This window comes from Parabacteroides distasonis ATCC 8503 (assembly GCF_000012845.1).
Taxonomy (GTDB): domain Bacteria; phylum Bacteroidota; class Bacteroidia; order Bacteroidales; family Tannerellaceae; genus Parabacteroides; species Parabacteroides distasonis.
Window position 1 is genome coordinate 4215609 of sequence record NC_009615.1, and the last position, 16553, is coordinate 4232161.

Here is a 16553-nt window from a genome sequence, read left to right on the forward strand (position 1 = left end):
TGAAAAAAAGGCTTTTCCTTGATAGGGGTATTTCCGGGAGATCCTGTTTTATCAATGAACTCAATAAAGTAGAATGATGACAGAGTGGATGAATAAATGGCTTATGGCCATTTTTTGCTGGATGATTTTTATGCCTGTTCCAGACCTCTTGGCCCAATCAGCCAAGACGAAGGATGATCCCCGGATTACGTTGCGTATGAAGGAGGTTTCGTTGCCGGAGGTCTTGTCAGAGATCGAAAGACAGGCGGGCGTGACCTTCTCGTATGAGTCTTCTTTGTTGAAAGAGCTTCCGAAGATCAGTTTCCAAGTGAAAGATGAGGCATTGACGGATTGTTTGACCCGCTTGTTCGAGTCGTATCCGATCGTGTATAAGGTGAGTGGAAAGATCGTGATTCTGAAGCGTAGACAGAGACAGGTAACGATCAGCGGCTTCGTGAGGGACCAAGCGTCCTCGGAGTCTCTGATCGGAGCCTCTGTTTATGAGGTCGCCAGCCGGAAAGGCTCGGCTACGAATAGCTATGGTTTTTTCAGTTTGACGCTTCCGCCGGGGAATATCCGCTTGCATGCTTCTTACATTGGCTATGAGAGCTGTTCCTTTAATTTCACGGAGTTGGATAGGGATACTTTGTTAAATATTGAGTTGCGTCCGAACGCCCGTCTGGAGGAAGTGGTGGTTACCGCTTCGGAGCGGGATCGTTTGTCTGTAAATAACACCTTGATGGGAACGATGGAGTTTAGCCAGAAGACGATCAAGGCGACACCGACCCTGTTTGGTGAGTCCGATATCGTGAAGACCTTGCAACTGACTCCGGGTGTAGCCAGTGGGACAGAGGGACTGGCCGGTTTATATGTTCGTGGCGGCGACCAAGATGGAAATTTGTTTTTGATAGACGGTAATCCGGTTTACCAGATCAATCATGTCGGCGGGCTATTCTCCGCTTTCAATCCGGAGGCGATCCGTAATCTGGACTTTTTCAAGGCGGGTTTCCCTGCGAGATATGGCGGGCGACTCTCGTCTGTGGTAGATGTCCATACCAAAGAGGGCAATATGAAAGAGTACCATGGTAGCGCTACGATCGGGCTGATCTCCGGTAATCTGAGCTTGGAAGGCCCTATCATCAAGGATCGCACGGCTTTTCAGATAGCGCTTAGACGCTCGTGGCTGGATGTATTCTCTGCCCCGACGATAGCGATCGTAAACAGGGTCATAAAAAAGAACGGGAGCCGGATCAACCTTCGTTACGCTTTTCACGATTTGAATTTAAAGCTTAATCATCGTTTCAGCGATCGCAGCCGGATGTTTTTCAGCTTATATAACGGGAATGATGTATTAAAAGGAGGGGGAACGGATTTCTCAACAGAAGAAGAGCAAGTCCCTTATACGGATGGTACCCATTCATCGCTGCGTTGGGGTAATTTGATGGGAACCTTGGGCTGGACTTATGTCTTCAATAACCGTTTGTTCGGACGGGTTTCCGGGGTCTTTTCACGGTATCGCTCGAATGTACGGAGTTCAAAAGAATATAATTATGGTGTGGAAGGAGAAGATAATTATCTCTCTTCTTCATCGGAAACGAGTAGTTCTACCTCTATCTTGGATATGGGCGTCCGTTCCTCTTTTGATTACACGCCTTCTACGTCGCATGTGATTCGTTTTGGAGGGGATTTCTTGATGCACCGTTTCCGCCCGGAGTATAATGAGGTGAAAGCAGCCGGTTCCGGTATGCTGGAGTTTTCGAATATAGGGAAAATATATACAAATGATCTGCTATGGGCCCGTGAGGCGGCTGTCTTCGGAGAGGATGATTGGAATGTCTTACCTAGCTTGCGTTTGAATGCGGGGCTTCGGTTTAGCCTGTTCAATGTGGAGCGGAAGGCTTATACCTTATTGGAGCCTCGCGCTTCCTTGAGATGGTTGCTACGTGACGATCTTAGCTTCAAAGCCTCATACGCCCGTATGGGGCAATATATCCATTTATTGGGCAACAGTTATATAAATTTGCCGACGGATGCGTGGATGCCTGTTACCCGTAAGTTGAAACCTTTAATCAGCGATCAAGTCTCCGTTGGTTTCTATTATAATCTGATGCGTTCCTATAGTTTCTCGGTGGAGGGGTATTATAAATGGATGAAGAACCTGTTGGATTATAAAGACGGCTATTCCTTCTTGCCCGGTACGGCGGCTTGGGAGGAAAAAATGGCGGTCGGCAAGGGACGTTCGTATGGCGTGGAGTTCTTGGCTCGCAAGGAAAGCGGACGTACGACCGGTTGGATAGGATATACACTTTCATGGTCGGATCGGCGTTTCGATGAGATCGATAACGGGCGACGCTTTCCGGCACGTTACGATAACCGGCATAAGCTGAATATCGTGGTTTCGCATAAACTGTCGGATAAGGTGGAACTGACAGCCGCTTGGACGTATACTTCCGGCAATCGAATGACCTTGTCGTTGGAGAGTTATGAGCAAGCTGGTACGCTTACTATTTCCAACCAATACAAGATGAATAACTGGTGGGAACCATCCGGGGAAGTGGTGGATTTGTATACACGTCGTAATAATTACCAGATGCCGGCTTATCATCGTCTGGATTTGGGACTTAATATTTACCGTCCGAAGAAGAAGGGACGAATGGGCATCTGGAATATCAGTATTTATAATGTATATAGCCGGATGAATCCGTTTATGGTCTATAAAAGTGATAACTGGGAACGAACGAATAACTTAGTCCCAGATTCTTCTTCTCCCTATAGCGGTAAAACAAAACCTTGTTTTAAGTTGATAGGTATTATGCCTATCATACCTTCCCTATCATATACTTATAAATTCTAGGAAGATGAAACAGATAAAGAATATTCTAATAAATACGATTTGTATAGTAAGCCTGTTTGGTTTGATGTCTTGCATCAAGGAGATCGACCTTGAATCCTTACGGCCGGATCCTACCTTGGTAGTGAACTGTGTCGCTATAACCGGCGAACCCTTAACCGTAAGTGTCTCCCGTACTTGGTTTTTCACGGATGATCATCCGAACGTGACTTTGGATAAAGCCGAGGTGAATTTATTCGTGAATGGCGTTTTTAAAGAGCGTATGAGCTTTCAGGAGGGGGATGAGGCATTTAACACGAAAGGTTATTTCAAGTCTGATTTTATACCGGTGAAAGGGGATCGTATCCGTGTGGAAGCTTCTTATCCGGAATATGGTGTGGCAAGTGCTGAGACGGTCATGCCTGAGCCTGCTCAGGTCTTGAAAGCGGGGGTAACCTATGCCACGGTAGCTGGCTCTTTTGGTTCTGCTCGCCAGAATGCGATTTATCAGGTAACACTCAAAGATAACCCTGCCGAGGAGAATTATTATTTACTCCGTATGGAAGAGGGCATTCCTGTTTTTGATGGAATAGCTAAGGAATATACAGGAGAATATAAATGGTTCTCGGTGAGTCCAAACTATGCGACTGAACCTGTTTTTGGTCAATCGTTGACAGCCTTGGATCAAATCTTTGGCAATGACTGGATGTATGGGTATGATGGAAAGGTCTTTTCTGATGAGTTAATAAACGGGCAAGAATATACCTTGCACTTAAGGGATGAGTATTATTATGAACCTTATTATGGATCATATCCGCTAAAAGTAGTCCCGGATTCGATAGGGATAGAAGATCTAAATGAGGAAGATTTTCTTCCGATTCCTCCTAAGCACCTACGGGTACACCTATATGCTATCTCGGCGGAATACTATCGATATCTGAAAGTTTTGCAAGATAAAGACACGGATTCAGTTTCGAACCTTTTGATTGATGGCGGTCTGGCCGAACCGATCCGTGTATTTAGCAATATAGACGGTGGCGTCGGTATCCTAGGCAGTTGCCACGTAGGAATGTTTGAGACGGAAATAGCGTCTTCCTCACATTCCAATCTTGAAGCGGCCCGATTTGAAGACGGGATAGACTAGGAACTGTGGTTCCATCTTCCGTCGTACCGGGTTGTATTCATAGTTGATACCGGCTCCCATCCAGAAATTATCAGTAACCTTGAACTCCATTGAGCCGCCCACTTGGGTATGATAGAAAAAGGGATTCCTAAGCATATGGGGATTGTTGTACTCGTCGGCGTAATAAGCGTATTGTCCCCATCCTTTCAGTTTCAACCAGTCCGTAGGTTGATATTCCACTTGTACGTTTGCGCCGGCTGTTATTCCGGGACTAGGGTTGAAGGGACTAAAGAAACGACCACCGAATCCTCCGCCATAAAGACTCCAATTGCCGCTGTGCCAAGAAATACCCCCGTTCATGATCGTCATGCCTCCGACTCCCGGCCATGTATATTGAACACCGTTAGCGATAAGATCGAAACTTTCGTTTAGCCGTTTCATATAAGTCTCATTGAAATCCAACGCCATTGGCGATACCTCCCGAAGCATCGGGGTATATACGTTAAAGAACGGCTGATAGGCGGCGGAAGATATCTGCATATCCATCGGACGCTCTTGTAGGGACGTATGGGGAATATCGGGCGTGAACTCCCGCAGTTTAATATCGATATCCCGTGTCCCCGCAGGGGTAAATGTCTTATAAGAGGCTTTCGGGATGTTCAACTCATACGTCTTGTTTTTAGGCAGGACGATGATTTTACCTTCTTTATTTAAAATAAACGAAAAGTCAGACTGTGCCTGGATTCCAACGACACATATCCATGCCATGAATATAAATAATCCTCGTCTCATACACTCTCCTCCTATTTTTGATGTGAAGGTAACTTTTTTTTGAATAAGATGCAACTTTTAGGATACCTATTTCATCCATATAATAGAGAGCATAAGTACTTATGGATGAACAACTGTTAATCGATGGATGTATGCGAGGCGAATCATGGGCTCGTAAGGAATTGTACGAGCAATATGCTCCTGCTATGATGAGTGTTTGCATGCGTTACGTGGGTGACAGGGAGACGGCCCGTGATCTTCTGCAGGACGGGTTCGTGAAGATATTTACGAAGATCCGGTCGTATTCCGGCTCCGGGGCTTTCGGGGGGTGGATACGGCGGATCTTTGTCACTACGGCTCTTGAATATCTCCGGTCTTCAGAGAACACGAGGCTAAGTGTAGGTTTGGATGGCTATGACGACAGTTTGGAAGATATCAACTACTCCGTATTGGACCGTTTATCGGCGGACGACTTGTTGGCTTGCGTGGCCCAATTGCCGCCGGGATATCGTACGGTCTTCAACTTATATGCGATAGAGGGATATACGCATAGCGAGATCGCCGAGATGCTGCATGTACAGGAGGCGACTTCCCGCTCCCAGTTTATCCGGGCGAGGAACGCTTTGCAAAAGAGTGTACAATCTTTAATAAGGCATGAAAATGCGGGATGATAAGGATCATAACGAACGGCTGGATGATTTCAGCGGCTATATGCGGCAGCGCTTGGAAGAGCACCGGTTGCCGGTAGATGCCGGCTGCTGGGATGAGGTGGAGGCCCGGATGAACCAGAGAGCGAGACCACGGGGTTGGTTGTGGACGGGAGGCTTGGTCGCCGCCGCGGTGCTGGCCTTGGTTATTTGGCTGCTACCTTCCCCGGAGAAGATGCCATTGGAGGAATTGAGCCCCTTTCAGAAAGAGATATCGGAGAAAGCGGAGGAAATGAATATTCTTTCGGAGCATCCCGTTTTACCTGTAGAGCCTGTAAAGAAACGTATAGCGAAAGTGCTGAAATGGGAAAAAAAGGCTAAGCTTTCCGCTATTGTCGGGGAAAAGGAAACGATTCGGGAGGATGAGAAGTGTAAGACTATCGAGATTATTGAGAAGGATGCGATTGCGGCTATCGTAGAAGAACCGTCTGTGAAGGAGGATGCGTCCGAGGATTCGACGGACATAGTCGTTAAGCGAGGTGACTCTACGGTTCCTCTACCGGAAGGCGAACGGAGTCCCCGACGAAAAGCCTCTTTGAAAAAGAAAGCCAAGAAGAGTAAACGGAATAAGTGGTTATTGGCCGCCGCCGTTGGCTCTAGTGGTTATGTAGATAGCTTTTTAAATACGGATATGAGTTATGGTGATGTTTCTTCTCCGGGAGATATGAATGTTCCTTCCCAAGATCCTGATCCGGATAAGCCGGATAAAGACGATGATGAGAAGGAGAATGGCAATACGCCTTCCCAAACGGCCTCATTTCGTAATGCCCCGGTATTACGGAGTTCTAAGGTGGATGAGAACTTCTTGGATAATCGTTCGTTCGAATCTTATCCGGACGTTAGCTATTCCCTTCCGATATCTTTCGGTTTTACGGTACGGAAGGATTTGAGCCGGCGTATAGCGGTGGAAAGTGGATTGATGTATACGTATTTATCCACTACATTCAAGAGGGGAGGGGATTGCCCGTCAGAGGTGAAATCGTCTTTGCATTATCTGGGTATTCCCTTGAATCTGGTGGTTTATTTATGGAAGAATCAGCGATGGAATGTCTATCTCTCCGGAGGCTTTATGATGGAGAAGGGCTTGCAGGCCGTGTATAGTGGCTATATCGCCGGAAACGGAACGACTATCTCCAAGAGCAAAAAGGAGGATATCCATGGTATGCAATGGTCCGTGAATGCCTCGGTCGGTGCTGCTTATCGTTTTTATGGGGATTGGAGCCTCTATTTCGAGCCTCGCTTCTCCCATTATTTTGACTGTGATCAACCGGCTAGTATCCGTACGGACAAGCCGTTGGGATTTGGGTTGAGCGCAGGTATACGATATGCTTTTTAATGATTAAATCTATTATAATTATGCGGAAACTTTTTTATTGGGCGTTTGCCTTTAGCCTTTGCGTCTTAATGGGATGCAAGGATGATGGAGTGAGAGTGGAGGTCGTGCGGTATGCTATCAACGAACCGGTATTCATGTCGATCTCCGAGTTTCGGAATTCAGTGAAGGTGACGGATGAGGTGGTGCCAATCACCAAGCGGGGTAAGATCTGTTTCTATAAGGATTACCTGTATATTTCTTCCCCGGATAAGGGCATCCATATCGTGGATAACAGGAATCCGGCATCTCCCCGGATAGTGGGCTTTGTAGAATTGATCGGTAACGAGGATCTCTCGATCAAGGATGATAAATTGTATGCGGATTCGTATGTGGATCTGGTCTGGTTCGATATCTCCGATCCGGAGAGACCTGAATTGGAAGGTCGTGTGGAGAACGCTTTCCGTTATGCGCTTCCGACCATAGAGAATGGCTATGGGTTCGATTATAATATGTGTTATTCGGAAGAAGCGAGAGCGAAAGGTGTCGTGGTTGGTTGGGAGCCGAAGGAACGGGAGGAAACCATTTACCATTATCCGAGTTATGGCGGTGATCTGATGGCGAACGATGCGGCGCCGGGTACTTCCACGCAGGGCGTGAACGGATCTATGGCTCGTTTTTCTATTTATGGTAAGTACTTATATACGGTAGAACAGAATATCATGTGTGTTTTCGACCTGTCTGGAGACAAGCCTGTCTTGACGACAAACGACATTTGGTTGCAACGTGATGTCGAGACTCTTTTCAACTATAAAGATAAGATGTTCATGGGAACTCCGACCGGCATGTTGATCTATTCGCTGGAAGATCCGTTAGCGCCTAAGTATCGTTCTTCCGTAAGTCATGTCTTTGGTTGTGATCCGGTTGTCGTGGAGGATGACTTAGCGTATGTGACCGTGCATTCCGGAAATACTTGCGGGCAAAATACCAATGAACTGATGCTCATAGATGTAAGTGATGTGGACCAACCGAACCTGCTGGTTACTTATGGCATGAAATGTCCGAAAGGATTAGGTATCGATAACGGTACTTTATTCCTCTGTGACGAAGGGTTAAAGGTCTTCAATGCGAAAGATCCTATGACCTTGCTGGCTAATCAGCTTGTTCATTATGCAGGTATGGAGGGTTACGATGTAATCCCTTTTAGGAATACCTTGATGATGATCGCCGATGATGGCCTTTACCAATACGATTATTCCAATTTACAGGCAATATCTCAGTTAAGTAAATTGCCAATGGGCGAATAGAGTTTAATATTCCTCTTCACTATTTGCTTTGTAAGGCATTTACGGGATTACGAGGTGCCGCTTTATAACTATGCCTGCTTACGGTCAGTAACGTAACCATCAGTACGATACCGCCGAATAGCAGGCTTGTTTCTATGGAATACGTTCACGAAAATTCGCTACTTTTTATGTGTTATTTATACGAGAATGTAAATAAAATGAGCTTCCTACTTTGATGTTATAATATTTATTCTGATCTTGCGGATGTTATTGTGTTTGATAAATTAAAATCTAAAACTATTATTATGAATCTTTTTGACAATATGCACGGACTAAAAGGATGCATTCGTTGTTTGACTTTTAAAAACGTGCTTTTAGCTCATTTTTTATTGGCTTTTTCAGTGGCAGGTAGTGTTTCTGCCGAGGCTTTGCCTACTTCTTATTTAAATGGCATTGAACAACAATCCCGGAAAGTTGCAGGACGTGTTTTGCAAAGAATTGATAACGAGCCGGTCATTGGTGCTAATATTGTTGTGACAGGTACAACAATCGGTACAATTACAGATGTGGAGGGACGTTTCTCATTGGACAACTTGCCGGCAAATGCCCGTACGCTTACCGTATCTTTTGTTGGCATGACTTCGCAAACGCTTCCGATCAAATCAGAGATGATGATACTTCTGGAGGATGATTCGGAAACATTGGATGAGGTGATGGTCGTGGCCTATGGTACGGCTAAGAAAAGTACGTTTACTGGATCTGCCAGTTTGCTGAAGTCAGAGAAGATAGAGGCTCGTCCTGTTACATCGGCAACTTCAGCCTTACTAGGATCTACGCCGGGTGTGCAAGTAGCCTCAGCCAGTGGTCAGCCCGGTTCAGATTCGGATATCTATATTCGCGGATTGGGCTCTATTTCTGCGACGAATACCCCTTTGATTATACTTAACGGTATGCCCTACGATCAGAGTATCAGTAGTATCAATCCCAGTGATATAGAGAGTATGTCTGTTTTGAAAGATGCCTCATCTGCAGCTCTGTACGGCGCACGAGGTGGTAATGGTGTTATCTTGATAACCACCAAGACGGGTAGTAAGGATCGTATGTCGGTGAATGTGAAAATCAACCAAGGATTCACGAATCGGCAAAGTCAGGATTATGAACGATTGGGCGTGAATGATTATTTGAAAGTATATTGGGAGAGCGCACGCAACCAGTTGATAAGTGGTGGTGCGTCACCAGAGCAAGCGGGAATGGCAGCCGCTCAAAACTTGATTTCAGGAACGCTGGGCTTCAATCCGTTTAACGTGCCGGACGATCAGGTCGTGGATGCGAACGGTGTGCTTAACCCGAACGCTACGTTCATGTGGGCGGATGATACCGATTGGGAAGACGCTATCCAGCGCACGGGCAGCCGTACGGATATAGGCGTGAGCGTGAGCGGAGGTAATAATAAGTCGGATTATTATCTTTCCGCCGGTTATCTGACGGAAGGTGGTTATATCATCGGATCGAAGTTTGACCGATATACCTTGAATACGAATGTTAACTCGCAGATCACCTCGTTCTTGAAGATTGGCGGTACGCTCTCTGGGAATATCAGCAAGGCGGAAGGGCAGCAGTCGCAAGCTTCGGGAAATAACAACAACCCTTTCCGATTCACTCGCTATATCGGACCGATCTATCCGATCCATGTACACGATCCTCGTACCAAAGAATATGTGCTGGATGCCAATGGTAATAAAGTGTACGACTTCGGTCAGGCCTATACGATCGAGGAGGGTGTGGAAGCGCCTTCGCGTGCGTATATCTCTGGTAATAACCCGGCTATTGAGTTGCAAAATATCAGCAACGGATACAAGCGGAATCAATTGAACGCAAAATTGTATGCGGAGATCCGTTTCTTGAATGATTTCAAGTTTACGGTGAACGGAGCCGTGGGAACAAGCTCTCGTTTAGGGCATTCGGCCAGTATCTATTATCCGGAGAAGACTGAGGTGGGGTCAAGCACGAAGACCGTTTCGTTTGAGACAACTTGGACGTTCAACCAATTGCTCTCCTATACAAAGAATTTCGGCAATCACCATGTCGATGTCTTATTAGGACATGAGAGTTATGATTATGAGTACAATTACCTGAAAGGCTCCATGCAAAACCAGACCATCCATAATGGCAACTTTGAGTTCAGCAATTATTCGGTGCCGGACGAGCAAGACTCTTATACGAATACCTACAAGACGGAGGGATTCCTTGCCCGTGCGAACTATGACTATAACAGCCGTTATTTCCTTTCTGCATCCGTGCGCCGCGACGGATCCTCCCGCTTTTACAAGGATTCCCGTTGGGGTACATTCTTCTCGGTAGGAGCTGGTTGGCGTATTGACGAGGAGCGTTTCATGGAAGATCTTGATTTCATCGATTTGCTGAAGTTGCGTGTCGCTTACGGTGAGGTGGGTAATGATGCCATCGGTAGCTACTATGCGTGGCAAGCGGCTTACGAGCAGGCCATGAACGGATTGGAGGCCGGTTATATCCAGCAACGTGTCGTTCGTAATAAGGATTTGCAATGGGAGGTGTCTCGCAATGGCGATGTGGCGTTAGAGTTTGAGTTGTTTAAAAGCCGTTTGTCGGGTAGTGTAGAGTATTTCGATCGCCGTTCCAGCAACTTATTGTTCTCGATCCCGCAAGCACCGGATACGGGTACTACCAGCGCATATAAGAATGCAGGTACGATGTACAATCGAGGTGTGGAAGTTGATTTGAACGGAAGAATCATCCAGACGAAGGATTGGACGTGGTCTGTGGGAATTAACGCTACATGGTTGAAAAATCGGATTACCTCTTTGCCGGTAGAACCTTATAACAGCGGAGTACATCGGGTGGAAGAGGGACATTCGCGCTATGAGTTTTATCTTCGCCAGTGGGCGGGAGTAGATCCTGCTACCGGAAACTCTATCTATGTGCCGGATCCGGAACTGACGGTGGAGTCTGTCGACCTAGTAGAGGTGGATGGAAAAACATATACGACTAACGTGAATGAGGCCATTTATGATTGGGCCGGAGAATCTACACCGAAGGTATCGGGAGGTCTTAATACGAACGTATCTTGGAAGAATCTTTCTTTAAGCCTGTTGTTTAACTTCCAGCTAGGTGGCAAGATGTATGATGTAGGATATTCTGATTTGATGACACAGCCTTCAGGATCCGCATCCTTGACTTCCAACAAGCATGTGGATATCTTGAATCGTTGGCAGAAACCGGGCGATGTCACGAATGTGCCTCGCATCGAGGATTTCGCAGATACGAATATGAATGCGGGAACTTCTACTCGTTGGTTGATCAGCTCGAATATGTTGGAGTTGGCTTCCGCTACTTTGAGCTATGATCTGCCGAAGCAATGGCTGGAGAAGGTTTCCATGCAAGGACTCCGGGTATATGCGTCAGGAGAGAATCTATTCTTGCTGACGAAACGAAAAGGTATTTTCCCTCGTTCAAACATATTCTCAGGATATAGTGGTAATGCGGATGTTTATTTGCCTGCGAGAGTATTTACTTTTGGTTTGAATCTTACTTTTTAAATCATGTTCAATATGAAAAATATATATATAGTAGTGTTGCTATCTCTTGTGGTATTATTCAATGGCTGCAAGGAGGATTTTTTGGAGACAACTTCCACACAAACGGTGGATGAGCAAGCAGTGTTCAATGATACCCAATCGGCTATGTTGGCTGTAAATGGCTTGCATAAATTGATGTGGACGGGTGATCTGTCTAGTTCGGCTTTTTATGGCGGTTACGATATGTTGATGATTTGGTATGAGGTGATGGGGGATGATTTGGTATATACGTACAGCAATGCGCAGTTCCAAAAGCAGGCTCAATGGTCGAGCCATCGGAATGCGACGATCGGTAGCGCGACCCATTTTTATCGCTTGTTGCAATATTTTATCTCTAACAGTAGTATGATTATCGATAATATCGATGCTGCGGAAGGTTTGGAGAGCGAGAGGAATTATATCAAGGGGCAAGCCCATTTTTACCGGGCTTTCGCCTATTTCACGATGGTACAGATGTATGGCGGCCGTTATAAGGCAGAGGGCGATAACACGCAATTGGGTGTGGTAATTCGTAACGATAACTCAACGGAGCCAAGAGCGAGAGCTTCTGTAGAGGAGGTGTATACGCAGATCAATGAGGATATCGACTTGGCGATCCAATTATTGGGTGCTACGGAGGAGAAACGGACTAATAAGTCGCATATTGATTTGCACGTGGCTCGCGGTTTGAAGGCTCGTATCTTATTGACGCAAGGTAAATGGTTGGAAGCGGCTGAAATGGCTAAATTGGTCGTTGATCTATCAGGAGCCAAATTGCAAGATGATACCTATACGACATTGAATGATCGTTTTAGCGATCAATCAAATACAGAATGGTTGTGGGGATCGAATCCTTTGTTGCAGCAAGCTCCGAACTTGACTCACTTCCATGGATATATGTCGAATGAGATCATTTCGTATAATGGCAATACCCCTCGTGCGATTTATAATAAGTTATACGACAAGATCAGTGATACCGATGTGCGTAAAGGAATTTGGTTTCCGAGGGCGACCGATCCCAATACTCTTCCGCGACCGATCCGGGCGGAGTGTAACAGTAAAGCGTATGCTAATTATATGGCCAATAAGTTTATCGTATCGGATCCTACGACGAAAGGTGGCCGGGATGTTCCTTTCATGCGTTTGCCGGAGATGATGTTGATCATGGCGGAGGGATATGCACGTGCTGGGGAGCCAGGCAAAGCGGCTCAGGCTCTTTATCCGCTGGCAAGTCATCGGGATCCGGAGTATACATTGTCTACGAAAACGGGCGAAAACTTGATAGAAGAGGTGATGACTCAACGTCGCATAGAGCTTTGGGGGGAAGGTTTCCGTTGGTTCGACTTGAAACGTTTGAATATGGATTTGGACCGTGGACCGGCTCCTCGTCCTGAGGTTTTCCCGAATGGTTTGATTGAATATTGGAACAAAGACGCAATGCCTAAAGTGGTGGATCCAGAAGCTTCTAATTACAATATGTATGGAGATGGAACGGTGACGGGTAACGGGAACAGATATCGTCCGGCCGGACATAGGGATTGGCAATGGGCTATTCCTGATAAGGAGACTCAACTGAATCCGCTTTGCGAACCGAATCCATAAAGTAAATAAATAGTTATGAGAAGATTTTTTTTAATGTGCCTGTTGCCAATCTTCTTGGCGACAGGTGTTTTTGCTCAACCACAAGCGGATGAGTATCCGTATGATTTAACGTATTTCTTGCCGGAAGGTTCTCAGGTTTATGACCCTCAGGTTCCTACCCCGGAAAAAATCTTGGGATTCCAGCTTGGAGAACAACATGCCGGATGGGATCAAGTAGTGGAATATATGAGAACATTGGCGCGATGCAGCGACCGTGTCACGATTAGGGAGACGGGGCGTACCTATCAGCACCGTCCTTTTATAGAGGTCGTGTTTACTTCGGCCGAGAACCAAAAGAATATAGATCGACTGAAGGAGGAGCACTTAAAGTTGAGCGACGTGGCGAAATCGAGAAGCGTAGTGATAGACGACATGCCTGTGATCGTAAGCTTGATTTATAGCATTCATGGAAATGAGGCATCGGGTGTGAACGCTTCGTTGGCTGTTGCCTATCATTTGGCGGCGGCACAAGGGCCTGAGATCGAGGAATTACTAGACCAAGAGATTGTCGTGATGACTCCCGGAGCCAATCCGGATGGAATCAATCGGTTTGCGTCGTGGGTGAATTCCTCTAGAAGTTTCACGAATGTTAGCGATATAAAATCACGTGAGTTTACCGAGCCTTGGCCTTCCAGTCGTACGAACCATTATTGGATCGATTGTAATCGCGACTTGCTTATGGCACAACATCCCGAGGGGATCAATGGCTTAAATGGATATTTTGAATGGTTGCCCAATGTGGTCGTGGATCAACATGAGCAAGGGGCGTTACGTCCTTATTATTTCAGTCCGGGACATCCTAAGCGTACCCATCCGTTTACTCCCCAGCTTAATCAAGACTTGACAGCCGAGATTTCTTCTTATACGGCAAAGGCACTCGATCGGATTGGGACGACTTATTATTCGAAGGAGGGTTATGATGACTTCTATTACGGAAAAGGGGCTGCTTATGGAGATGCGCATGGATCCGTTTGCCTGCTATATGAGCAAGGTTCCACGCGCGGACATTTGCGTAATACCCCGAGCGGGGAATGGACCTTTGGCTGGACGATCCGGAATCAGGCATTAGCCTCTTGCGCTACGCTGGAAGCGGCCAAGGCGATGCGTACCCGTTTGCTGGCTTATCAGAAGGAATATTATGAACGTACGGCTTCTGAGGTGCGGAAGGAGGCGGTACAGGGCTATGTGTTCGATACACGCGGATCTAAGTCTGTCGCTTTTCATTTCTTGGAGAATATGGCCCGTCATCATATCGAGGTCTATCAGTTGGCGAAGGACTATCAAGCCGCAGGTAACAAGGAGTTCCAAAAAGGTTCAGCCTATGTCATTCCGGTGGCGCAAAAATACAGTACGATGGTTAAGGTGCTTATGGAGGATTGTTTAGAATATACGGATAGTACTTTCTATGATATCTCTACATGGACGTTCCCGCATGCGTTTAACTTGGAGTGTGCTCCGGTGAAGAGTGTCGCCGGATTGATGGGTGATCGGATTGAGCGAAATGATTTTCCGCAAGGACGGCTCATCGGCGGGGAAAGCCGGGTGGGGTATGTGTTTGAGAACCGGGAGTTTTATGCACCTAAGGTAGTCTATGAGTTGCAGCGTAAGGGGATTCGGGTCAGTGCGACCAACCGTCCGTTCCAATTTAAGAACGAAGAGGGAGAATGGACGATGGGCTATGGTACCTACCAGGTATTGACGCATAATCAGCCGCTTCCTTCGGATGTGCTCTATGCGACATTGGATGAGTTGGCGAAAAATACGGGAGTGGATATCTATTCGGCCAACACGGGATTGATGGCTGATGTGGATTTTGGCAGCCCGGCTTTTAAACCATTGGAGCAGCCGAAAGTGGCTATGTTGGTAGGACGTGGCGTAAGTATCCCGGAATCGGGTGAGATTTGGTTCTTGTTGGATAAGCGTTTTCAGATGCGTCCGGTATTGATAGAGAACCCGTCTTTGACAGGCAAGGACTTGAAGGCTTACAATGTTATCATTTTGGCTAATGGTGTTCCAAATCTAACTAAGGGTACCGAGACAGCCTTGAAGGAGTGGGTTGCTGCCGGAGGAGTGTTGATCGCTACCGGAAAGGCTAGCGCATGGGCTGGTAAACAAGGGCTTATCTCTTTAAAGACAAAGGAAACATTGCTTGAAAAGGCGGACAGCTTATCGGTTTATCGTTCTTTTGCGGATAAGGCGGAAGCAAAAGCCGGAAAGTTGATCAAAGGGGTAATTCTGAACTGTCATTTGGATAAGACGCATCCGCTAGCTTGGGGACTTGATCAAGATGAGATTGCTGTTATAAAAACGAATGATATCATTTTCCAGAAAGATAGGGATCCATATGTTTCGCCTTTATATTATACCAAGAAGCCTTTGTTGTCGGGATTCTTGTCGGCGGATAATGCGAACCTATTGAGAGAGGAGCCTGCTATAATGGTGAAACCTTATAGAAGCGGTAAGGTGATTGTTTTTGCTGATGATATGAATTTCCGTTCTTACTTCTTTGGAACTAGTAAGTTGTTCATGAATGCGTTGTTTTATAACAAATGTATGTAGTTGTCGGATGAGTACGCAACGAAATATATTGTGTCTCATGGCTCTTGTTTTATCAGGAGCCATGGAATTTGCCAATGCTTGCACGTCGGCTATCATTTCTGGCAAGGTAACACCTGACGGACGTCCGATTATGTGGAAAAATCGCGATGCGGAAAACTTGAAGAATTGTGTGCGGTCCCATTTATCTCGCTCATTCCATAATCCTTTGATGGGTATCGACTTGAAAGATGGAAAACATAATAAGCCAGAGACTTCCGGTTGGTTTGCGGAGCAGGATTTTATCGCTCGTAGAAGTACCTCTTGCGCTGTGGCTATTCAAGGTGTACGGCCGGACGAGGATGCTTCGTTCACTACGATGTGGACGGTTATCGGTTACCCACCGGTTACTCCTGCGGTTCCGGCTTGGTTGAAAGGCGCCGATAAGAAGTTGCCCAAGGCGTTAACTGTCGATCAAAATAAACATGCTCCGTTATGTGACGCGTCGAACATGCTTCGGGATAAGATTTACAGTTATCATCGGGGGACGAATACGGAAAGTTATTTCCATTGGGAATTACTTTTCAATCTAAGCGGCAATGGGTATATGCAGCAAACCGAGCGATTGGAGGAGGAGTTATTCGAACGTTTTTATTCCTCCATCGAAACGTGGCGATCAAGGTCGGTAATTCCCGAGGAATTAGTTTTCAATTTGTATGATGATTGTGATGCATTCCTTGATGAGAAGACACTGAGGTGAGTATCCAAAATATTCC

The 16553-nt window shown here is 46.3% G+C and carries 10 protein-coding genes; 9 read left to right on the top strand and 1 reads right to left on the bottom strand.

Going from position 1 to position 16553, the window contains the following annotated elements; all coding sequences use genetic code 11:
* Positions 1-73: 73 nt before the first annotated feature.
* Both BDI_RS17280 and BDI_RS17285 read left to right on the top strand, forming a co-directional pair.
* The gene (locus tag BDI_RS17280; protein ID WP_041525614.1) at positions 74-2833 is read left to right on the top strand and encodes a TonB-dependent receptor; all 2760 of its coding nucleotides are present in this window, start codon (positions 74-76) and stop codon (positions 2831-2833) included.
* Positions 2834-2837: 4 nt separating this feature from the next.
* Positions 2838-3953, top strand: coding sequence for a DUF4249 domain-containing protein (locus BDI_RS17285; protein ID WP_011967328.1), 1116 nt, complete (start codon positions 2838-2840; stop codon positions 3951-3953).
* Here the strand turns inward: BDI_RS17285 and BDI_RS17290 are convergent.
* Positions 3906-4724, bottom strand: coding sequence for a hypothetical protein (locus tag BDI_RS17290; protein ID WP_005859539.1), 819 nt, complete (start codon positions 4722-4724; stop codon positions 3906-3908). The genes BDI_RS17285 and BDI_RS17290 overlap by 48 nt on opposite strands.
* Positions 4725-4825: 101 nt before the next feature.
* Here BDI_RS17290 and BDI_RS17295 point away from each other — a divergent pair, with 101 nt between their 5' ends.
* From BDI_RS17295 to BDI_RS17325, 7 genes are all read left to right on the top strand, one after another.
* Positions 4826-5374, top strand: a complete 549-nt coding sequence (locus tag BDI_RS17295) for an RNA polymerase sigma factor (RefSeq protein WP_011967330.1) — start codon at positions 4826-4828, stop codon at positions 5372-5374.
* Positions 5364-6746, top strand: coding sequence for a porin family protein (locus tag BDI_RS17300; RefSeq protein WP_041525615.1), 1383 nt, complete (start codon positions 5364-5366; stop codon positions 6744-6746). Before BDI_RS17295 ends, BDI_RS17300 begins: the two co-directional genes overlap by 11 nt.
* A 20-nt stretch (positions 6747-6766) precedes the next feature.
* Positions 6767-8029, top strand: coding sequence for an LVIVD repeat-containing protein (locus BDI_RS17305; RefSeq protein WP_009275363.1), 1263 nt, complete (start codon positions 6767-6769; stop codon positions 8027-8029).
* Positions 8030-8313: 284 nt separating this feature from the next.
* Complete coding sequence (locus BDI_RS17310) at positions 8314-11583, top strand: SusC/RagA family TonB-linked outer membrane protein (RefSeq protein ID WP_011967332.1); 3270 nt, start codon at positions 8314-8316, stop codon at positions 11581-11583.
* 12 nt (positions 11584-11595) lie between these two features.
* Entirely contained in the window at positions 11596-13203 is a 1608-nt protein-coding gene (locus tag BDI_RS17315) for a RagB/SusD family nutrient uptake outer membrane protein (protein ID WP_005859529.1), read from the top strand.
* A gap of 15 nt (positions 13204-13218) precedes the next feature.
* Positions 13219-15801, top strand: a complete 2583-nt coding sequence (locus BDI_RS17320; RefSeq protein ID WP_011967333.1) for a M14 family metallopeptidase — start codon at positions 13219-13221, stop codon at positions 15799-15801.
* Between the two features lie 37 nt (positions 15802-15838).
* Entirely contained in the window at positions 15839-16537 is a 699-nt protein-coding gene (locus tag BDI_RS17325) for a hypothetical protein (RefSeq protein WP_227742516.1), read from the top strand.
* Positions 16538-16553: the final 16 nt, after the last annotated feature.